Annotated in this window: 22 protein-coding genes; 19 read left to right on the top strand and 3 right to left on the bottom strand. The window is 65.4% G+C overall.

The window, feature by feature from the left end:
* Positions 1 to 45 precede the first annotated feature (45 nt).
* The 8 genes from G6N57_RS09990 to G6N57_RS10025 are packed head-to-tail and all read left to right on the top strand — an operon-like array spanning position 46 to position 7,068.
* Positions 46 to 1,659: a flavin-containing monooxygenase gene (locus G6N57_RS09990; protein WP_234815597.1), complete on the top strand. Its 1,614-nt coding sequence runs from the start codon at positions 46 to 48 to the stop codon at positions 1,657 to 1,659.
* Positions 1,659 to 2,462, top strand: coding sequence for a mycofactocin-coupled SDR family oxidoreductase (locus tag G6N57_RS09995; protein WP_077740292.1), 804 nt, complete (start codon positions 1,659 to 1,661; stop codon positions 2,460 to 2,462). The genes G6N57_RS09990 and G6N57_RS09995 overlap by 1 nt, the downstream gene beginning before the upstream one ends.
* On the top strand, positions 2,459 to 3,292 hold the full coding sequence (locus tag G6N57_RS10000; RefSeq protein WP_077740293.1) for a mycofactocin-coupled SDR family oxidoreductase: 834 nt from the start codon (positions 2,459 to 2,461) through the stop codon (positions 3,290 to 3,292). Before G6N57_RS09995 ends, G6N57_RS10000 begins: the two co-directional genes overlap by 4 nt.
* An 8-nt stretch (positions 3,293 to 3,300) precedes the next feature.
* Positions 3,301 to 4,095: an SDR family NAD(P)-dependent oxidoreductase gene (locus tag G6N57_RS10005; RefSeq protein ID WP_077740294.1), complete on the top strand. Its 795-nt coding sequence runs from the start codon at positions 3,301 to 3,303 to the stop codon at positions 4,093 to 4,095.
* 2 nt (positions 4,096 to 4,097) lie between these two features.
* Complete coding sequence (locus G6N57_RS10010) at positions 4,098 to 4,946, top strand: TIGR03619 family F420-dependent LLM class oxidoreductase (RefSeq protein ID WP_077740295.1); 849 nt, start codon at positions 4,098 to 4,100, stop codon at positions 4,944 to 4,946.
* Positions 4,943 to 5,437: a nuclear transport factor 2 family protein gene (locus G6N57_RS10015; protein ID WP_077740296.1), complete on the top strand. Its 495-nt coding sequence runs from the start codon at positions 4,943 to 4,945 to the stop codon at positions 5,435 to 5,437. Before G6N57_RS10010 ends, G6N57_RS10015 begins: the two co-directional genes overlap by 4 nt.
* A 9-nt stretch (positions 5,438 to 5,446) precedes the next feature.
* Positions 5,447 to 6,223 (top strand): hypothetical protein, encoded by a 777-nt coding sequence (locus G6N57_RS10020; RefSeq protein ID WP_077740297.1) that lies wholly within the window; start codon positions 5,447 to 5,449, stop codon positions 6,221 to 6,223.
* A 2-nt stretch (positions 6,224 to 6,225) separates the two neighbouring features.
* The gene (locus G6N57_RS10025; RefSeq protein ID WP_077740298.1) at positions 6,226 to 7,068 is read left to right on the top strand and encodes an SDR family oxidoreductase; all 843 of its coding nucleotides are present in this window, start codon (positions 6,226 to 6,228) and stop codon (positions 7,066 to 7,068) included.
* Between the two features lie 7 nt (positions 7,069 to 7,075).
* Here the strand turns inward: G6N57_RS10025 and G6N57_RS10030 are convergent, their stop codons facing one another.
* Positions 7,076 to 7,927 carry an IclR family transcriptional regulator gene (locus tag G6N57_RS10030; RefSeq protein WP_077740299.1) on the bottom strand — a complete coding sequence of 284 codons (852 nt, stop codon included), beginning with the start codon at positions 7,925 to 7,927 and terminating at the stop codon, positions 7,076 to 7,078.
* Between the two features lie 126 nt (positions 7,928 to 8,053).
* Between G6N57_RS10030 and G6N57_RS10035 the strand changes: the two genes are divergently transcribed.
* A complete protein-coding gene (locus G6N57_RS10035) occupies positions 8,054 to 8,716 on the top strand; it encodes a TetR/AcrR family transcriptional regulator (protein ID WP_077740300.1) in 663 nt (220 codons plus the stop codon).
* Here the strand turns inward: G6N57_RS10035 and G6N57_RS10040 are convergent.
* Positions 8,688 to 9,569, bottom strand: a complete 882-nt coding sequence (locus G6N57_RS10040; protein ID WP_077740301.1) for an alpha/beta fold hydrolase — start codon at positions 9,567 to 9,569, stop codon at positions 8,688 to 8,690. The two genes, G6N57_RS10035 and G6N57_RS10040, sit on opposite strands and share 29 nt — an antisense overlap.
* Before the next feature lie 238 nt (positions 9,570 to 9,807).
* On the opposite strand from G6N57_RS10040, the gene G6N57_RS10045 reads away from it, so the two are divergent.
* Genes G6N57_RS10045 through G6N57_RS10080 form a run of 8 tightly spaced genes read left to right on the top strand, consistent with a single transcriptional unit; the run spans position 9,808 to position 19,098 of the window.
* Complete coding sequence (locus G6N57_RS10045; RefSeq protein WP_029110801.1) at positions 9,808 to 10,578, top strand: MlaE family ABC transporter permease; 771 nt, start codon at positions 9,808 to 9,810, stop codon at positions 10,576 to 10,578.
* A complete protein-coding gene (locus G6N57_RS10050; protein WP_075920536.1) occupies positions 10,575 to 11,435 on the top strand; it encodes an MlaE family ABC transporter permease in 861 nt (286 codons plus the stop codon). Before G6N57_RS10045 ends, G6N57_RS10050 begins: the two co-directional genes overlap by 4 nt.
* Before the next feature lie 12 nt (positions 11,436 to 11,447).
* Positions 11,448 to 12,635 (top strand): MCE family protein, encoded by a 1,188-nt coding sequence (locus G6N57_RS10055; RefSeq protein WP_077740302.1) that lies wholly within the window; start codon positions 11,448 to 11,450, stop codon positions 12,633 to 12,635.
* Positions 12,632 to 13,663: an MCE family protein gene (locus G6N57_RS10060; RefSeq protein WP_077740303.1), complete on the top strand. Its 1,032-nt coding sequence runs from the start codon at positions 12,632 to 12,634 to the stop codon at positions 13,661 to 13,663. The genes G6N57_RS10055 and G6N57_RS10060 overlap by 4 nt, the downstream gene beginning before the upstream one ends.
* Entirely contained in the window at positions 13,663 to 14,745 is a 1,083-nt protein-coding gene (locus tag G6N57_RS10065) for an MCE family protein (RefSeq protein WP_075920539.1), read from the top strand. The genes G6N57_RS10060 and G6N57_RS10065 overlap by 1 nt, the downstream gene beginning before the upstream one ends.
* Positions 14,742 to 16,202: an MCE family protein gene (locus G6N57_RS10070; RefSeq protein WP_077740304.1), complete on the top strand. Its 1,461-nt coding sequence runs from the start codon at positions 14,742 to 14,744 to the stop codon at positions 16,200 to 16,202. The genes G6N57_RS10065 and G6N57_RS10070 overlap by 4 nt, the downstream gene beginning before the upstream one ends.
* Positions 16,199 to 17,515: an MCE family protein gene (locus G6N57_RS10075; RefSeq protein ID WP_077740305.1), complete on the top strand. Its 1,317-nt coding sequence runs from the start codon at positions 16,199 to 16,201 to the stop codon at positions 17,513 to 17,515. Before G6N57_RS10070 ends, G6N57_RS10075 begins: the two co-directional genes overlap by 4 nt.
* Positions 17,515 to 19,098: an MCE family protein gene (locus G6N57_RS10080; protein ID WP_097925802.1), complete on the top strand. Its 1,584-nt coding sequence runs from the start codon at positions 17,515 to 17,517 to the stop codon at positions 19,096 to 19,098. Before G6N57_RS10075 ends, G6N57_RS10080 begins: the two co-directional genes overlap by 1 nt.
* A gap of 69 nt (positions 19,099 to 19,167) precedes the next feature.
* On the opposite strand, the gene G6N57_RS10085 is transcribed toward G6N57_RS10080, so the two are convergent.
* A complete protein-coding gene (locus G6N57_RS10085; RefSeq protein WP_077740306.1) occupies positions 19,168 to 19,683 on the bottom strand; it encodes an Rv2253/PknI dimerization domain-containing protein in 516 nt (171 codons plus the stop codon).
* 143 nt (positions 19,684 to 19,826) lie between these two features.
* On the opposite strand from G6N57_RS10085, the gene G6N57_RS10090 reads away from it, so the two are divergent.
* Complete coding sequence (locus G6N57_RS10090; protein WP_077741875.1) at positions 19,827 to 20,207, top strand: hypothetical protein; 381 nt, start codon at positions 19,827 to 19,829, stop codon at positions 20,205 to 20,207.
* Positions 20,194 to 20,625, top strand: coding sequence for an Rv2576c family protein (locus G6N57_RS10095; RefSeq protein WP_322790659.1), 432 nt, complete (start codon positions 20,194 to 20,196; stop codon positions 20,623 to 20,625). Before G6N57_RS10090 ends, G6N57_RS10095 begins: the two co-directional genes overlap by 14 nt.
* Positions 20,626 to 20,627: the final 2 nt, after the last annotated feature.

The following is a 20,627-nucleotide window of genomic DNA, read 5'->3' on the forward strand; positions in this document are numbered from 1 at the left end:
GAACTTCGGAGGTCAAGGTCGGGACGGCCGCCTACCGTACGCCGTGTGAGCAGTGGATCGAAGAGCGTTGTGGATGTGGTGGTGGTCGGCGCGGGCTTCGGTGGCCTGTACGCGCTGCACAAGTTCCGGTCGCAGGGAATGTCGGTGCGCGTCTTCGAGGCTGCCCCTGAAGTCGGTGGCACCTGGTATTTCAACCGGTACCCCGGTGCGCGTTGTGACGTCGAAAGCGTCGACTACTGCTACTCGTTCTCCGATGAGCTCCAACAAGAGTGGACGTGGACCGAGAAGTACGCCACCCAGGCGGAGATTCTCCGCTACATCAACTGGGTCGCCGACAAGCTCGACCTACGCCGGGACATCACCTTCGAGACCAGGGTCACCGCCGCGGTTCTCGACGAGCAGCGGCTGCGCTGGAGCATCAGCACCGACACGGGTGAAACTGTCGACGCGAGGTTCGTGGTGATGGCCACCGGCCCACTGTCGGCGGCCATGACGCCCGACATTCCGGGTCTGGATAGCTTCGGCGGGGCGGTTTACCACACCGCCCACTGGCCGCATGAGGAAGTGGACTTCACCGGAAAGCGCGTCGCCGTGATCGGCACCGGATCGTCAGGAATACAGTCCATTCCGATCATCGCGGAACAGGCCGAACAGCTCTACGTGTTCCAGCGGACGCCCAACTACAGCGTCCCGGCGGGCAACCGGCCGCTGTCCGGCGAGGAGATCGCGGAGATCAAGGCCAACTACGCCGAGCGTCGCCGGATGTCGTGGCGCAGCGGTGGTGGTTCACCGCACGTACCGCACCCCAAGCTGACCATGGACGCCACGCCTGCGGAGCGGTACGAGGCATTCGAAAAGCGTTGGGAACTCGGCGGAGTGCTGTTCTCCAAGACCTTCAGTGACCAGATGATCTCTCTGGAGGCCAACGACGAGGCCCGCAAGTTCTACGAGAACAAGATTCGTGCCACCATCGATGACCCCGATGTGGCCGAGGCTCTGATCCCCAGCGATCATCCGATCGGCACGAAGCGAATCTGCACCGACACCAACTATTTTGAGACGTTCAACCGGACCAATGTCACGCTGGTGAGCGTCCGCAAGACGCCCATCGAGTCGATCGATCACACGGGAATCAACACCTCTGACGCGCATTACGACATCGATGCGCTGGTACTGGCCACCGGATTCGACGCGATGACCGGCACACTGGCCAAGGTCGACATCGTGGGCCGCGGTGGCGAGAAGCTGGTCGAGGACTGGGTGCACGGGCCGCGCACCTATCTCGGGTTGGGCACCGACGGCTTCCCCAACCTGTTTCTGGTATCGGGTCCCGGGGCGCCGGCGGTGTTGGCGAACATGGTTTTGCACGCCGAAGCGCATGTGAACTGGATCGCCGATGCCATCGGCTATCTGGACCGTCATGGCTATGCCGCGATCGAGCCCACCCCCGAGGCCGTCAACAGCTGGATCGCCGAGTGCGCCCAGCGCGCCGAAGCGACGTTGTTCACCAGAGCCAACTCTTGGTACATGGGCGCCAACGTGCCCGGTAAACCTCGGATGTTCATGCTCTTCATCGGGGGCTTCGGGGTGTACCTCGACATCTGCAACGAGGCCGCGGCAGCCGGGTACAAGGGATTCGATCTGCTGAAGGCACCGTAGTGACAGGCTTGGCGGACAAGGTCGTCCTGGTCACCGGCGCGGGCGGTGGTACGGGGCGCGTGCATTGCGAGCGTTTCGCCGACGCCGGAGCTGACGTGATCATGCTCGACCGCCCGGAGGCGGCGGACGGCCTCTTCGGGACGGCCGAGCGGGTGCAGCAGCGGGGCAGACAAGGTGTCACCGGGCTGGCGGATGTCAGCAGCCTCGCCGATGTCACAGCTGCGGTGGACGCGGGGGTCCGAGCGTTCGGCCGTCTCGATGTCATCGTTGCCAATGCGGGTATCCATACGCCGAACAGGCCGGCGTGGGAGATCACCAGGCAAGAGTGGCAACGCAACCTGGGCATCAACCTGACCGGGGTTTGGCACACCGTCACCGCGGGCGTTCCCCACATCGGCGCCGACGGAGGGTCAGTGGTGATCATCAGCTCCACCAACGGTTTACGCGGTACTGCCGGCACGGCGGCCTATACCGCCAGCAAGCACGCCGTGGTGGGCCTGGCCCGCACACTGGCCAACGAGCTGGGACCACAGCGTATCCGGGTCAACACTGTGCACCCAGGGGCCGTCGCCACACCGATGGTGCGCAATCCCGAAACCTACCAACGGCTGCGACCCGACCTGACCGACCCCACCGAAGCCGACGCAATGGAAGTCCTGACCGCCCGCAATCTGCTTCCGGTGCCATGGGTCGAACCCGTCGACGTGGCCAACGCCGTCCTCTTCCTGGCCTCCGATCAGGCCCGCTACATCACCGGCACACAACTCGTGGTCGATGCCGGCCTGACTCAGAAGACGACATGACCGGTCGGCTGACGAGCAAGACGGCGCTGATCACCGGTGCGGCCCGCGGTATCGGTCGTGCGCAGGCACTGCGCTTCGCCCAGGAAGGCGCGGACATCATCGCCGTCGATGTGTGCGGGCCGATCGAGTCCGTGGAGGTGCCACACAGCACACCGGACGATCTGGCCGAAACCGCGCATCTCGTCGAGGAAGCCGGCGGGCGTATCGTCACCGACATCGTCGACGTTCGTTACGCCGACGACCTCCGGGTTGCGGTCGACCGGGGAGTGGAGCAGTTCGGCGCACTCGACATCGTCTGTGCCACTGCCGGAATCACTTCGCGGGGAGCGGCCGTCGCACTGTCCGAAGCAGCCTGGGCCACCATGCTCGACATCAATCTCACCGGTGTGTGGAATACCTGTACGGCCGCGGTGCCTCATCTGATCAACCGCGGCGCGGGCTCGGTGGTGTTGATCAGTTCGATTGCGGGCCTTCGGGGGCTCGTCGGCGTTGCGCATTACACCGCTGCAAAGCACGGTGTCGTCGGACTGATGCGTAGCCTGGCCCACGATCTGGCGCCGCACAACGTCAGGGTCAACTGTGTCCACCCGACCAATGTCGACACACCGTTGATCCAGAACGACTCGGTCCGGCGCGGCTTTCGGCCCGACTTGGACCGCCCTGTGACCCGCGACGAATTCGCAACGGCCGCGACCGGGATGAATATGTTGGCCATCCCGTGGGTGCAACCTCTCGACGTCGCGAACGCCAGCCTGTTTCTGGCCTCCGACGAAGCGCGCTACATCACTGCGATCACTCTGCCGGTAGATGCCGGAAGTACCCAACGCTAGGAGAAGCAATGCCTGATCTGGTCAAGTACGGACCGTGGGCCGTCATCGCCGGGGGCTCCGAAGGAGTAGGCGCGGAGTTCGCCCGCCAACTCGCCGAAGACGGGTTCAACCTGGTGCTGATCGCCCGCAAACCGGGACCGTTGAACGAAGCCGCCGACCAGTGCCGTGAGCTCGGTGTCGAGGTGCGGGTGATCTCGGTCGACCTGCTTGATCCACAGGCCGTTTCGCGGATCGCCGAGGGCACCGCCGACCTAGACGTAGGGCTGCTGATCTACAACGCAGGTGCGAGCACGTGCAACGAGCTGTTCCTCGAGACCGACCTGAGCGAGTTCCAGAAGGTCACCGACCTCAACGTGACCCGCATGCTGGAGATGGTGCAGCACTACGGACGCCTCATGGCGGATCGCGGCCGCGGCGGAATCATGGTCGTCGGATCGCTCTCGGGGTACATGGGTGCTTGGCGGCACTCCATTTATGCCGGAGCCAAGGCGTTCTCCCGGATGTTCGCCGAAAGCCTGTGGCTGGAGCTGCGTGAGCGCAACGTCGACGTCCTCGAGCTGGTGTTGGGGGTGACACGCACTCCCGCGATGGAGCGCGTCGGGTTGAATTTTGATGCTCCCGGGATCCTCGTCAACGAGCCTGCCGAGGTAGCCGCCGAGGGTCTCGAGCACCTGGCGGATGGACCGGTGTGGGTCGCCGGCGGCAACGCCGACCGCGCTGAAGCCAACAGTGCACCGGACCGAAGCCGCGTGGTGCTGGAAACTCATCGGGCGATCGCGGCGCTCATCGCGGGGGCGCACTGACCGTGCGGATCGGCCTGTCGACGCCCGTGGTGGTACAGGTTCCAGGCGCTGCGTCGTCGTGGGAGGCCGAAGCCGGGATCGATGATCTGGCCCGGATCGCGGCTGTTGCCGACGATCTCGGGTTCGACTACCTGACTTGTTCAGAGCATGTTGCCGTTCCGTCGGCCGAAGCCGCCACACGCGGCGCGGTCTACTGGGACCCGCTGGCCACCCTGGGTTTCCTTGCCGCGCATACCCGACAGATCCGGCTCGCCACGTCGGTTCTGGTCCTCGGATATCACCACCCGCTGGAGATCGCCAAACGCTACGGCACCCTGGACCGGGTCAGCGCGGGACGGCTTGTCCTCGGTGTTGGAATCGGGTCTCTCACAGAAGAATTCGACCTTCTCGGCGCGGCCTGGTCGGGACGGGCCGCACGAGCCGACGATGCTCTTCGCGCATTACGGGCGTCGTTGTCCACCGCGACGCCGCGCTACCACGGGGCGTTCTACGACTTCCAGGGTGTGACGGTGCTTCCTCACGCCGAGCAGCTGCAGGTGCCGATCTGGGTCGGCGGTCGCAGCTCCGGATCATTGCGCCGGGCGGTGGAATTGGCCGACGGCTGGATGCCGTTCGGCTTGTCCGCGCGGGAGGTGCGGGAACTTCTCGCCGGCGTCGATCTGCCCCCTGGATTTGAGGTATTGCTCTCAGCGAAGGTGGATCCCGAGGCCGATCCGGTGGGTACCCGGGCGCGGCTCGCGACCCTGCGTGATGCGGGCGCCACCGCCATCACCTACGCGGTGCGTGCCGACAATGCGGACCATTACTGCGACCAGCTCGCCCGGTTGCGCGACATCCAGGAGGGACTATGAGTATCGAACAAGAGATCCTCACCCGGCTGCAACGCCTGGAGGACGAACTGGCAATCACGAAACTTCTTGCCTCATACGGCCCGTCAGTGGATGCCGGCAACGCCGACCGGGCGGCCGCGCTGTGGTCGAATGACGGCACCTATGACGTCGAGGACTGGCTGATGACGGGTCGGCGTGGGGTGCACGACATGGTGAGTTCGGCCGGGCATCAGGATCTGGTGGCTACCGGCTGCTGCCATTTTCTCGGGCCGGCCGTGGTCACGGTCAGCGGGGACTCCGCGGTCGCGGTGTGTGAATTACTGGTGCTGTTGAGCGACGGCGGGTCCGGCTACCGGGTCTGGCGGGCGACCGCCAATCATTTCGTGCTGGAACGTCTCGACGGCCGATGGCAGATCACCACGCGCACCAGTCGGCTGCTCAACGGGAATCCGTACGCACACGCCCTGCTCAACCTCGGACTGGCCGGATCAGCAGTCCCCGAACAGATCTGAGAGACCATTATGTCCGCTTCCGACTGCCCGTTGGTCTTCTTCTCGTTCGTCGCCCTGGACGGGGGCGGGCCCGAGGAACACCGGCGCTACAACGAATGGCATCAACTCGACCATCGACCGGAGAACCTCGCCCTACCCGGAATCGCGTGGGGTGACCGGTGGAGTCGCCCTGCCGGGTGCCGGGCTGTCTCAACGGCCGAGCCCGAACAGGCCGATACCGATTACGTAGCGATGTACTGGTTCCGGTCCCCGGTCGGGCCGTCGGTGCGCGCGTGGGAACAGCTTGGCGCCGACTCGTTCCAGTGGGGCCGCGGCCCCATGATTCCGGGCGTGCGCCGCACGGTGCTGGCGTTCTTCCGGCCGGTGAAAGGTTATGCGGCCGAGTCGGCGCTGGTATCGCCTGGCGTCATCCCGTATCGCCCCAACCGAGGTCTGCACCTGACGATGACCCGGTTCACCGAACCTTACGCCGCCGATGCTCACGACCACCACCGGTGGGAGGACCGGGTGGCGATTCCCGCACTGTTGGATCTCGATGGTGTCGCCGGGGCGTGGACGTTCACGCTGGATCATCATCAGAACAATGGCCTCGGCCTCCGATCGTCGGAGGCCGCAGATCCGCCCGGCGGCTTGCGCATCCGGTTGCTCTACCTCGACGAAGATCCGGCAGATGTCACCGGGCGCATCGCCGAATGCCTGAACGGGAACGCTTCTGGTGCAACGACGACCGGAGAATGCGTCATCGAGACGCCCCTGAACACGATCATTCCCTGGCAGGACTGGTGAACATGGGCACCTATGTGGTTACGGGAGCGGCCTCCGGGATGGGCCGGGCGGCGGCGGAGCGGTTGAGGGCCGAGGGGCATTTCGTCATCGGAGTCGATCTCCGCGAAGCCCAGGTGATCGCTGATCTTTCGACAGCGCACGGCCGCTCGGAGGCCGTGGCCGCGGTGCTCGAATTGTGCGGTGGACGGCTGGACGGAGCGATCATGGCCGCGGGTGTGGGCCCGTTGCCTGACCGTGAGGCCGTGCGGCTGATCCTGTCGGTCAACTACTTCGGTGTGGTCGACCTGCTGCAGAAGTGGCGGGCCGCATTTGCGGCAGGCGGCAACGCGAAGGTGGTCGTCGTCGGGAGCAATTCGAGCACCACGATGCCGATGGTGCCGCACCGCGCGGTACGGGCGATGTTGCGTGGTGACCTCGACGGTGCGGTGAGGACCTTGCGGCGATACCGTTCGATCGGACCGTCGTTCGCCTATGGCGCGTCCAAGATTGCCGTATCGCGTTGGGTACGGCGGCATGCGGTGTCGCCGGACTGGGCTGCGGCCGGGATCCGGCTCAACGCGTTAGCCCCAGGGGCGATCAGGACTCCACTGCTGGAGAAGCAGCTCGCGTCTCCCCGAGAAGCGAAGGCGGTGCGGTCCTTCCCGGTCCCGGTCGGGGGCTTCGGCAACCCCGATCATCTCGCGGAATGGATGGTCTTCATGCTCTCTGATGCGGCCGAGTTCCTGTGCGGCAGTGTCATCTTCGTCGATGGCGGGTCGGATGCCTATTTCCGGCCGGCCGATTGGCCCAAGCGGGTACCCGTGTCCCGGCTTCCTCGGTATGCCCTGAGGTATCTGCGCGGCTAGGTTCTCGTCACCTGGCGCCGACCGCTGCCACAGTGGCCTCGGCGGTTCGATGGATCATGGCCGGTGTCACCGCGCGATGCGCTGCGCGTACTTGTCTGGCGCCGTTGCGCGGCACGCTGGACAGGCTGTGGCAGATGGCCCATGACGCGCTGTGCACCGCGGCGGCAACGGGTTCGACGCGTGTGGTCCTGGCGGGACCGCACAGCGACAACGCGAACCGATTGCCACCCTCGCTCACTCCGATGGGGGCTGCCACGACGGTGACACCCAACTCGCAACCCTCGGCGTCGACGGCGACGCCACCACGGGCACGCACGGTGGCCAGGTTTCGATCCAACTCCGCCCGGTTCCGAATGCCGTATGGCGAGGTCACCGCGTATCGCAATTCCGGCCAGTCCGACTCGTCGAGCTGCGCCAGCAGCGCCCGTCCGGCCGCACTCTGCTCGAGGGGCTGCTTGGACCCGACCTGCCAACAATTGCCTTGGCTGGGCCACCCGCCGAAGCGTTCGATGTGCAGTACGTGCGTGTCCGCCAGAACGCTCAGATGTGCCGTCAGGCCGGTGCGTCGATGCAGATCCGCCATCACGGGGAGTGCCGCTTCGGGGATCCGGCGCTGCCGCACTGCCTGGCTGCCGAGTTCGAACATCCTCAGTCCCAGCGCGTATTTGGCACCCTGACGTTCGACCCAGCCCAACTGCACCAGGCCCTGCAGGATGCGATGGGCCGATGAGCGGGGCACGTTGGAATACCGGCTGATCTCCGCCAGTGAGAGCGCTTGTCGTGCACCGAAGACGTCCAGAAGGGAAGCAACGCGATCGAGCATCGCTATGGGAGTTCCGTCGTCATTCGATGTTGGCACAACACCTCCATACCTGTCATACTCTGCATATGTGTCACAACGTGACAGGTGTGAGTCTAGGCACATCACCGCCGCGAAGTAAAGGAGGCCACGTGCCTCGCAGCTTGTTGCGACGACAATCGTCGAATGCCCAGAAGTAAGGGACCGACGCTCACCGAGCGTCGCGCTGAAGAATTGCGGCTCGATATCGCCAGGACCGCATGCGACATCTTCATCGCAGACGGCGACACCACGGCGACCGTGGAGCGCATCTGCGCCGAGGTCGGCATCGCGACGCGTACGTTCTACCGCCACTTCCCGGTCAAAGAAGATGTCCTGGGACCTCTGTTCCGGCGAAGTGAGAACAACATGCGCGATCTATTGGCCTGTGCTGCAGCAGATTCGGACCCGGTAGACGTGCTCGTCGACATGTTCACGGTCGAGGTACGGCATCGGCAGTCAGCGGGGGCTCAGCACCGGCAGTCGGTCGAGATCGCTCGCAAACTCATGGCGCTCGTTGCCGAGACGCCCCAGTATCGCTTGCGATGGATGGAGTGGAGCGAGAACCTGGCTGACGCCATCACCGAGTTCCTGGCGCGGCATTTCGAATTGGGTGACGACGCGTTCATACGCGCGCTGCCGAGCAGACTCATCGTCCACGTCAGCAGTAACGCGTACATCTGGTGGACCGATGCCAAGGAACCGCACGAACTTGACGAGCTGATAGCGGCGCACCGGTCTGGAATCGGCATGGTGCTGGCCGGTCTCCAGCGGTTGGACGTCAGTCGCCTCGCCGCAAGAAGGTCGTAACCACTGACTCGAAGGCGGCTTTCGCCTCGATCATGGCCCAGTGCCCGCAGTTCGGGAACACGTGAAGTTCTGCGTTCGGAATCGTGCGCATCGGAATCAGTGCCATGTCAAGGGGACTCACGCGGTCATCGCGTCCCCAGGTCAAGAGCGTCGGTGCGGCCACCTTGTGCATCCTGGCCCACGGCATGGGCCGGTCCGAAGCCGCCATGGCCGCCATCGTCGCTGTGAACGCGGCCTTTCCGTACATCCGGCGGGCGGCGGCCAGCGTCTCGGGATCGGTCGCCAGGGTCCAGCGCTCTTCGATGAGCTCCTCGGTGACCAACGACTGGTCGTAGACCATGGACCGTAACCAGGCGACCAGGCGCGCACGCGTCGGATCCTCGGTGAACTCCTGCAGCAGCCGAATGCCCTCGCTGGGACCGGGGGAGAAGATCGTGGTGCCGATCCCGCCGATGGTCACCAGGCGGCCGACCCGCTCGGGCGAGTTGATCGCCGTATGTATACCGACACCGCCGCCCATCGAATTGCCGACGATGTCCACCCGTTCGATCCCGAGCGCATCGAGGAACGGCGTGACTGCACCCTGCGCGGTGACCATGGGGTGCCCACCCCAATCGTCTGAGACGCCGAAACCGGGGAATTCGAGAACCAGGCACCGGAAGCGTTCGGCGAATGTCGGCAGCACGCCGCGGAAGTTGCGCCATCCCGTGACGCCGGGCCCCGAGCCGTGCAGGAACAGCACGGTCGGACCACTACCGACGTCGTAGTAATGCAGAGCGCCCGCGCTCGTGCGGACCTCGCGTAAGGCATCTGGCGCACTGGTGTGATGGGTGACCGAAGCGGATTGCGACACGGATCTTCTTTCGTCTCGATGGCTCGACACCTCGAGGCTCACACGCGGTCAGCGGGGCCGGCAACGACATGGTCCGCTCACCGGTGACTGGCGAGAAACACCCCCCGAAGGGTTGTTTTCCCGGTGGGCGGGACAGCCGATGGTGAAGCCGGAAATTAACTGCGATTGTTCCCGGTCGAGACGAGTGGTCTGGGTCATACGACCCCCTCTCGTGTGAGCTACACAGAACGGAGATCCGATGCTGCAGCGACAGCTCGCCGGCCCACTCGAGGGGGTGGGTGGGTTGTTCGCCATGTCGGTGGACGCCGCCAGATTCGTGGTGCGCAGACCCTTCCAATGGCGCGAATTTCTGGACCAATCCTGGTTCGTGGCGCGGGTGTCGATGGCGCCGACGCTGCTGGTGGCGATCCCGTTCACCGTGCTGGTGTCGTTCACCCTCAACATCCTGCTGCGCGAACTGGGTGCGGCGGATCTTTCCGGGGCGGGTGCGGCCTTCGGCGCCGTGACCCAGGTCGGTCCGATGGTGACGGTGCTGATCGTCGCCGGCGCCGGTGCCACCGCGATGTGTGCCGACCTCGGGTCGCGCACCGTCCGCGAAGAGATCGACGCCATGGAGGTGCTGGGCATCAATCCGATCCAGCGTCTGGTCACCCCGCGGATGCTGGCCTCCGGACTGGTGGCCCTGCTCCTCAACAGCGTCGTCGTGATCATCGGAATCCTTGGCGGATACCTGTTCTCGGTGTTCGTCCAGGACGTCAACCCGGGCGCCTTCGCCGCAGGCATCACCCTGCTCACCGGCATTCCGGAGGTCGTCATCTCCTGTGTCAAAGCGGCCTTGTTCGGCCTCATCGCCGGACTGGTCGCCTGCTATCGCGGTCTGACCGTCTCGGGTGGAGGCGCCAAGGCGGTGGGCAATGCCGTCAACGAGACGGTGGTCTACGCCTTCATGGCACTGTTCGTGGTCAACGTGGTGGTCACCGCCATCGGCATCCAGATGACGACCCGATGACGGCGACCACGGCGGTACTCCAGTCGGCCTACCCGCGCCTGTCCCGTGCCGTACGCCGGCCGGGGGCCGTGCTCGGTGGCATCGGTGACCACGTTCTGTTCTACGGCCGGGCCCTGGCCGGCATGCCCCACGCGGCGATGCACTACCGCAAGGAGGTCATCCGGCTGGTAGCCGAAATCAGCATGGGTGCAGGCACATTGGCGATGATCGGCGGGACCGTCGTCATCGTGGGGTTCCTGACCCTGGCCACCGGCGGCGTCCTGGCGATCCAGGGGTACAGCTCGTTGGGCAACATCGGCATCGAAGCGCTGACCGGGTTCCTCGCGGCTTTCATCAACGTACGGATCTCGGCCCCCATCGTCGCCGGTATCGGCCTGGCCGCCACCTTCGGCGCCGGTGTCACGGCGCAGCTCGGCGCGATGCGGATCAACGAAGAGATCGACGCCCTGGAATCGATGGCCATCCGGCCGGTCGAGTACCTCGTGTCCAGCCGCATCGTGGCGGGGATGATCGCGATCACGCCGCTGTACTCGATCGCAGTAATCCTGTCGTTCCTGGCCAGCCAGTTCACCACCGTCGTGCTGCTCGGGCAGTCGGGCGGTCTGTACGGGCACTACTTCAGCACGTTCCTCAACCCCATCGATCTGCTCTGGTCCTTCCTGCAGGCGCTGCTGATGGCCCTGGCGATCCTGCTGGTGCACACCTACTACGGATTTTTCGCCACCGGTGGCCCAGCCGGCGTGGGCGTGGCGGTCGGAAATGCCGTCCGGACGTCGCTGATCGTCGTCGTCTCGATCACGCTGCTGGTCTCCCTGGCCGTCTACGGCTCCAACGGCAACTTCAACCTCTCCGGCTAGAGAAGGCATCTGATGTCGCGTGACGCTAAACGTCAACTGAGCGGACTGATCACGGTCCTGGTGATCGCCGCGATCGTCGTCGGGGCCATCGTGCTGTTCCGCGGCGGTGTCGCCCCCACCGCGTCGGTGACCGTCATCTCGCCGCGGGTCGGCCTGGTGATGAACCCCGATGCCAAGGTCAAACTGCACGGTGCGCAGGTCGGCAAGGTCGTGGCGATCGAGACCCTGCCCGATGGTCAGGCAGCTCTGAAGCTGGCGATGAATCCCGATGATCTGCAGCTGATTCCGGCTAACACCGGTGTCGAGATCGCCTCGACCACTGTGTTCGGCGCCAAGTTCGTCCAACTCGTCCCGCCGGCCGATCCGTCGTCGAAATCGATGTACGCCGGCCAGGTCCTGGACGCGACGCACACCACCGTCGAGATCAACACGGTGTTCGAGCAACTGGTGTCGGTGCTGGCGCAGATCCAGCCGGAAAAGTTGAACGAGACGCTGGGCGCGATGGCCCAGGCGATCGACGGCCGCGGCGACAAGATGGGTCAGACGATGGTCGACCTGGACGCGCTGCTGGCCAAGATCGGCCCCAGCCTGCCGACGATGAGCCATGAGATCGCCGTCGCGCCACAGGTGTTCAATGCGTACGCCGATGTCGGGCCCGAGTTGACGGACACCATCCGCAACGCGACCCGGCTCAGTGACACAGTCTTCGATCGGCGAAACGATCTGGACGCGGCGCTCCTCAGCGCGATCGGGCTGGCCGATATCGGCAACGACGTGCTGACGACGAACAGTGCCGGGATCACCGACGCCATGCGCCTGCTGGTGCCGACCACGAATCTCACCAACCAGTACAACTCGGCGCTCAACTGCGCGCTCAAGGGCATGGAGCCACTGGCCCTCGGTCCGCCGCAGCCGTTGCCGGGCGTCATGCTGCTCGATTCGTTCCTGCTGGGCACCGAGCGCTACCGCTACCCGGGCAACCTGCCGAAGGTGGCCGCCACCGGCGGACCGCAGTGCCAGGGCCTGCCCGAGGTCGGTTTCGAGAAGCGGCCGCCGTTCATCGTCACCGACATCGACGCCAACCCGGCGCAGTACGGCAATCAGGGCATCCTGCTGAACTCCGACGCACTCAAGCAAGCGCTGTACGGCCCGCTCGACGGCCCGCCGCGCAACACCACCCAGATTGGACAACCGGGATGACGCGCACCCGAGGGACCGCTGTGAAGTTCGGCGTGTTCGGAGTGACGATGCTGCTCCTGACCGGAGCATTGTTCGCGATCATGGGCCAGTACCGGACCGGGTCGACCAACGGCTATTCGGCGGTGTTCAGCGACGCGTCCAGCCTCAAGGCCGGCGACTCGGTACGCGTGGCGGGTATCCGCGTCGGCACCGTCAATGACGTTGAGCTGCAACCTGACAACACCGTCCTGGTGCACTTCGACTCGGACCGCGAAGTCGTCATGACGACTGCCACCAAGATCGCGGTGCGCTACCTGGACCTGGTCGGCAACCGGTATCTGGAGTTGCTCGACAGCCCGGGATCGACCAAGCTCCAGCCGCCGGGCTCCCAGATCCCCGTGGAGCGCACCGAACCGGCGCTGGACCTCGACCTGCTCCTCGGCGGGCTCAAACCCGTGATCCAGGGTCTCAACGCCCAGAACGTCAACGCCCTGACCAACTCGCTGATCCAGATTCTGCAGGGTCAGAGCGGCACGGTGGAATCGCTGCTGTCCCATACGACTTCGTTCACCCAGGCGCTCGCCGACAACGGGCAGACCGTGCAACAGCTGATCGACAACCTGAAAACCACGGTGGCAACCGTGGCCAAGGATGGCGACAAGTTCTCCGGTGCCGTCGAGCAGCTGCAACAGCTCATCACCGGTCTGTCACAGGAACGCGATCCCATCGGAGAAGCCATCAACGCCCTCGACAACGGCACCGCCTCCCTGGCGGACCTGATGACGCAGGCGCGCCCGCCGCTGTCGGGCACCGTGGATCAACTCACCCGGCTGGCGCCGCTGCTCTCCAACGAGGACGACATGGCGCGTCTGGACCTGTCGTTGCAGAACGCGCCCAAGAACTACCGCAAGCTGGTCCGGTTGGGTGCCTACGGCAGCTTCATCAACCAGTACGTGTGCGGCATGAATGTCAGAGTCACCGACCTGCAGGGGCGCACGGCGTACTTCCCGTGGATCATGCAGAACTCCGGACGCTGTGGGGAGCCCTGATGCTGAAATACCGTGGATCGCACCTCATCCGGAGTGGGCTCATCGGCATCGTGCTGATCGCGATGATCATCGCGGTCGGACTCCAGCCGCAGGCGCTCTGGTCGTGGGCCACGTCGGTCAAATACAACGCACTGTTCGCCGAGGCCGGCGGGCTCACCACCGGTAACGACGTCAAGATCTCCGGAGTCACCAAAGGCCTGGTCACCGATGTCAGCCTGAGTCACGGCAAGGCGCTGGTGACCTTCACCCTCGACAGCAAGGTGCGGCTCGGCTCCGACACCACCGCGCACATCCGCACCGGGACGATGCTCGGTGCCCGGATGCTGACCCTGGAACCGGCAGGCGCCGGCACGATGCGTGCCTCGGACACGATTCCGATCACCAGGACGGCATCGCCGTATTCGTTGACCAACGCCGTCGGCGACTTCACCAACAACACCGCGGGCACGGACACGGCCGCGCTCACGCAGTCCCTGGATACGTTGTCGGACACCATCGACCGGATGGCACCCCAGCTGGGGCCGACGTTCGAAGGCCTGTCCCGGTTGTCGGAGACGCTCAACAGCCGCAACGAGTCGCTGTCCAACCTGCTCAAGAGTGCGGCCGATGTGACCGGCATCCTGTCGAAGCGCAGTGAACAGGTCAACACGCTGCTGCTGGACGCGAACGCGTTGACCGGGGTGCTCGACCAGCGCCGGTATGCGATCGTCAACCTGCTGGCCAACACTTCGGCACTGTCGCAGCAACTGTCCGGACTCGTCCACGACAACGAGGAAGAGCTCGCCCCCACCCTGAAGCAGCTCAACGCGGTGACGGCGATGCTGGAGAAGAACCGCGACAACATCGCCGGAGCCCTGGCAGGTCTCGCCAAATATCAGGTCACCCAGGGTGAATCGGTGAACAACGGCTTCTACTACAACGCCTTTGTCGCGAACCTCAATCCCGCGCAGACCATCCAGCCGTTCCTGGACTACGCGTTCGGGTTCCGCCGCGGCACCAATGCCGGTCAGCCGCCGGACAATGCCGGCCCGCGCGCCGAATTCCCGTGGCCCCACAACGGCATTCCTGGAGGAAGTCGATGATCGCCCGTAACCGCAAGCGGATCAGCCGCACCGTGCTGGTGCTGCTGGCCGTGCTGGCCCTGGCCGGCACGGTGATGATCGTGCGGCAGACCGCCTTCAAGCCCACCACCATCACCGCGTACTTCACCTCTGCCACGGCGATCTACCCGGGTGACGAGGTTCGTGTCGCCGGGGTCAAGGTCGGCTCCATCAAGAGCATCGAGCCGGTCGGCGGGCAGGCACGGATCACCCTCGCCGTCGATCGCGGCGTCAAGATCCCGGCCGACGCCAAGGCAATTCTGATGGCGCAGAACCTCGTTGCGGCCCGGTACGTCCAGTTGGCACCGGCCTATGAAGACGAAGGCCCGACGATGGCCGACGGTGCGCAGATCGGGGTCGAGCGCACCGCGGTGCCGGTCGAGTGGGACCAGGTCAAGGACCAGCTGATGCGGTTGGCGTCCGATCTGGGGCCGATCAACGGAGCCTCGGCCACCTCGCTGAGCCGCTTCGTCGACAGTGCCGCCGCAGCCATGAACGGCAACGGCGAGAAGCTGCACGAAGCGATCAGCCAGCTGTCCGGTGTCGCAAAGATCCTGGGCCAGGGGAGCGGCGATGTCGTCGGCATCATCAAGAACCTGCAGGTCTTCGTGACGGCCCTGCGGGACAGCAACGCCCAGATCGTGGAGTTCCAGGGTCATCTCGCCAACGTCACCAGTGTCGTCGACGAGAGCCGCTCCGATCTGGACGGCGCACTGACCAACCTGGCGGACGCCGTCGGCAATGTTCGGCGATTCGTGGCGGGCAGCCGCGACCAGACCGCCGAGCAACTGGAGCGGCTGAACAACGTGACCCAGAACCTGGTGGACAACAAGATCAAGCTGGAGAACGTCCTACACGTCGCTCCCAATGCGATCGCCAACGGCTACAACATCTACAACCCCGACAGTGGCAGTGCGGTCGGTGCGTTCGCACTGGCGAACTTCTCCGACCCGCTGTCGGTGGTGTGCTCGGCGATCGGGGCGGTCAAGAACGCGACCGCGGCAGAATCGTCCAAGCTGTGCGCCCAGTATCTCGGGCCGGCCCTGTCGTTGCTCAACTTCAACCACATGCCGATGCCGTTCAACGCCTATCTGAAGAAGTCGCCGAGCCCGGAAAACCTGGTGTACACCGATCCCAATCTGGCACCCGGCGGAGCAGGCGGACGTCCGCAGCCCTACCAGGATCTGCCGCCGGCCGTGTCGGCCTACACCGGTGCCAATGACGTGGCGCCGCCGGCCGGCTGGGGTGCGCCCCCGGCTGGAGGGCCCGGTGCGTATGCACCCAACGGATTGCCCGCGAACACCTCACCCGCGGCGTATCCCGGATCGCCGGTCGTCTCGGATCCTCCGGTGCAAGCACCGAAGACGTTGCGCGACATGCTGCTACCCGCCGAAGCCGCACCGATCCCGGCACCGCCGGCCCCAGGAGGCACCCCATGATCACTCGGCGGTCGCTGACGCGCCTGACCGCGGTCGCCGCCTGTGCGGCGGCGACCCTAACCGGCTGTGCGTTCCACGGGCTGAATTCGCTGCCCCTGCCCGGCACGGTGGGGCGCGGGGCCGACGCCACGACCTACCACGTCGAACTCGCCAATATCGGGACACTGGAAGCCAATTCGCCGGTGATGATCAGTGACGTCATCGTCGGCAGCGTCTCCCGGATGGTGGTGAAGGGTTGGCACGCGGACGTGGAGGTGTCGGTCAAACCCGACGTCGTCGTTCCGGCCAACGCGGTCGCCACCGTCGGGCAGACCAGCTTGCTGGGCTCCATGCACATCGCGCTCGATCCGCCGCTGGGGCAATCGCCGTCTGGACGGCTGTCCCCGGGCGCGACCCTCGAGCTGAACCAGACTTCGACATATCCGTCGACCGAACAGACCTTGTCGTCGCTGTCCGTGCTCGTCAACGGTGGCGGCCTGGGCAAGATCGGTGACCTGGTAACCGAATTCAACGCGGCGCTCAACGGCCGTGAGGACCAGATCCGCGACCTGCTCACCCGGCTCGATGACATCGTCGGGATGTTCGCAAACCAGCGAGACGACATCAACGCCTCCATCAATGCGCTGAACCGACTGGCCGGCACGCTGTCCGGACAGCAGGAGGTGATCACCACGGCGCTGCAACGGATCCCACCGGCGCTCGATGTGCTGGTGAAGGAACGCCCTCGCATCACCACCGCGTTGGAGAAGTTCGGCAAGTTCAGCGAAACCGCGACCAACCTCGTCAATGCGACACGCGACGACCTGCTGACCAACCTGCGCAACCTCGAACCGACCGTCAAGGCACTGGCTGACGTTGGCCCGAATTTGGGCACTGTGCTGGCCTACGCGCCGACATACCCCTACCCGCAGAACTTCATCGACCGGGCCATCCGCGGGGACTACCTCAACCAGTTCATCACCTTCGACTTCACCATTCCGAGGCTGAAGCGGGGACTGTTCCTGGGCACCCGATGGGGCCAGGAGGGACTGCCCCTCACGCCGGCGCCGGGTGACCCCTGGTATGCCAACTACACGAAGGACCCGCTTGGCATGCCGCTGACTCCGCCGCCGCCTGATTCGGTGGCCACGATGCCGCCGCTGATCGACCCGGCTCCGGCCGATGGTGAACCGGCACCGGCGGCTCCGGTTGCGCAGTCCGCTGAGACGGCACCGGCGGACCCGGCGGCGGTGCCCGCCCCGGAACCGCAGCCCGGTTCTCCTGTGGCAGTAGTGCCTTCTGACCCTGCAGCACCGAGCGAAGGCGGCAACTGATGCTCACCCGTTTCGTCCGAATCCAGTTGGCCATCTTCGCGGTGGCATCGGTGATCGGCATGGCCCTGATGGGCATCGTGTATCTGCAGGCTCCCACCCTGTTGGGCATCGGGCGGATGACGGTGACCCTGCAACTGTCGGGAACCGGTGGACTGTACCAGTTCTCGAACGTGACCTACCGCGGTGTGCAGATGGGGAAGGTCACCGAGGTGCGGCCCACCCGTGACGGCGCGGAAGCCACGCTGTCGCTGAACACGTCGCCCAAGATCCCGGCGGACCTGCACGCCGCCGTGCTGAGCGTGTCGGCGGTGGGTGAGCAGTACGTCGACCTGCAGCCCCGCAACGACTCGGCACCGTATCTGCACGACGGGTCGGTCATCCCGGCCTCCAGCACATCGATCCCCCAAGCCGTGGGGCCGATGCTCGATCAGGTCAGTTCGCTCATGGGCAGCATCCCCAAGGACAAGATCAGCCCGCTGCTCGACGAAACCTTCAAGGCCTTCAACGGCACCGGAAACGACATGGGAGCATTACTGGATTCCTCGTCCCGACTTATCGCCGAGGCGAACGCGGCTTCCGATCAGTCCCGTGCGCTCATCGACGACGGGGCGCCGCTCCTCGATGGGCAGGCTGAGTCGGTCGAGGCGATCCGCACGTGGGCACGAAGCATGGCCGGGGTGACCAAGCAGGTCGCCGACGACGACCAGCACGTGCGCACGCTCCTCAAGGAGGGGTCGGGTGCTGCCGACGAAGCCTCTCGCCTGTTCAACCAGGTCAAGCCGACCCTGCCGCTGCTGCTGGCCAACCTCACCAGCCTCGGTCAGGTCGGGGTGACCTACCGCCCCTCGCTGGAACAGCTCCTGGTACTTCTGCCACCGTCCATCGCATCAACGCAGTCATACGGTGCGCCGAAGAACAATCCGATCGGTATGTCCTTGGGCGACTTCACACTTACGATGGGCGACCCACCGGCATGCACAGTCGGGTTCCTGCCGCCGTCATCGTGGCGGTCCCCGGAGGACACCACCGACATCGACACTCCCGATGGGCTGTACTGCAAGCTGCCGCAGGATTCGGCGATCGGTGTCCGCGGCGCGCGCAACTACCCGTGCATGGGGAAGCCCGGCAAGCGTGCTCCCACCGTCGAAATCTGTAACAGCGACCAGCCTTACGAGCCGTTGGCGATGCGCCAGCACGCCCTCGGCCCCTACCCGATCGATCCCAACCTGCTCGCGCAGGGGATCGCACCGGATTCCCGCGTCGATCATGACAAGTTCATCCACGGTCCCGTCGAGGGCACCCCGCGTCCGCCGGCAGCCACACCTCCTGCGCCACCAGCTGAGGCGCCGCCGGCCGAGGCGCCTGCCGCACCGCCGGCGGGTGAGGTGCCACCGGTCCCGGATGCGCCGGTGATGGCGCCGAGCGCGTTCAGCCCCAACGGATCTGACGGTCCGTCGGTGGCGGTCGCCACGTACGATCCGCGGACCGGCCGCTACGCCACCCCGGACGGCAAGGTGTACCGCCAGACCGACCTGGTGCCGCGCACGGGTGACCAGACCTGGCAGGACCTGTTCACCACCTGAACCGAAAGCCCCGCGATGGAATCCATCGCGGGGCTTTCGGGTTGGTCGGCCAGCTGAAAAGCGTTCCAGTCAGGCCGCTTTCACAAGCTTGAACGGCATCGTGATGAAGACGACCTTGCTGGTGCCGCACGACCCGCTGACGCCCGTGGTCGAATCCTCGCCCAGCAGGGTCGTCGACGCCGGATCGACCGCGGTGGCGCCCTCGTTCGAGGGGAAGAAGCGGTAGACCTGCAGACCCGGGCCTGCGGTGCCGTCGCCGCACGTCTGCCAGTTGTCCACCGTCTTCTTGACGTACCAGACGCCACTCTTCTTGTAAATCGGTGCGCTCCAACCCCAGTCGGTGTCGACCGTGCCGGTGCATTCACTCGGGTAACTGCATGTGGTGGAGATCGTCCAGGTCCCGCGAATGCTGGCCTCGTCGTGGAAGATGTCGTTCGACTTGGCCCACTCGCCGTTTGACGTGGCGATGTAGGTCCCGTTCAGACCCCAATCGCTCGGGGATGCCTCGGCCACAGGGCTGCACAAGCCACCCACCGCAGCGGCGGCAAGCACCCCTGCGCCAATGAATGTCTTCGACACCCGCATGACCAAACTCCTCTGTACACGGGCCAGCGGCGGTCGCCGCGGCTGTGCTAACTGTGCTACTTCTGTCGTTTTTTTGACGAACAATGTCCCACCTAGTGGGCCATGGGCCGGCAACCGGATTCAGCCGTGCCACAGTGTCGTACGTGCGGATACCGGTGGCAGTAACGGCGGGGTTGCTCGTCGCGGCGGCGATGGCCGCCCCAGCCCCTGCGGGCGCAGAACCTCTCGGGTGTAGCGAACCGTCGTGCGTACCCGGGATCACCGGTGGCGTCGTGCTCGGCGCGCCGTGTGGGGATACGGCGTACTACGTCTTCGGAACCACCTCGTGGGGCCGGCTGGTCTTCTGCGGATCACCGCGCCGGTACGAGCCGCGCTACTTCCGCTCACCGCCGTTGAAGGGTATTCGTGAGGAGAATTCGCCGTGCCAAGGTTTCGAGAACACTGTCGCGCAGGCGCCCGACGGACTCTTCCTGAGCTGCGTGGCCAGTGACGGATCGGCCAGGTGGCTCCGTGGCGACCTCTGAGCGTGCGGTCGCGGTGACCGCATTCGTCGCCGCCCTCGGCGCGGGCCTTGCGTTGGCGACACCGTCACACGCCGACGAGGCCCCCATGATGCATCGCGTGACCTATACGGTCACCGCCGAGCAGCCGACGACCGTCGGCATCTACTTCCGCGAGGTCGACCCGCCGACGTGGGCGGATTACAGCCACAATCCTTACGAATTCAGCCCCAAGGACGATCTGACGCTGGAACCGGGCAAGCCCTGGGTCCGCGAGACCACGCTCGCCGACCCGATGAAGTGGGCCATGGTCACCGTCACCACGGCCGGCCTGGCCCCGCAAACTCCGGCGACCCTGACGTGCGAAATGGCCATCGACGGAATCGTCGTCGACCGCGCTGCCGGGGCCAAAGGGGCGTTGTGTTCGCTGCGGAACTGGTGAGG

Origin of the sequence: Mycolicibacterium boenickei, assembly GCF_010731295.1 — a bacterium.
Classification (GTDB): Bacteria; Actinomycetota; Actinomycetes; order Mycobacteriales; family Mycobacteriaceae; genus Mycobacterium; species Mycobacterium boenickei.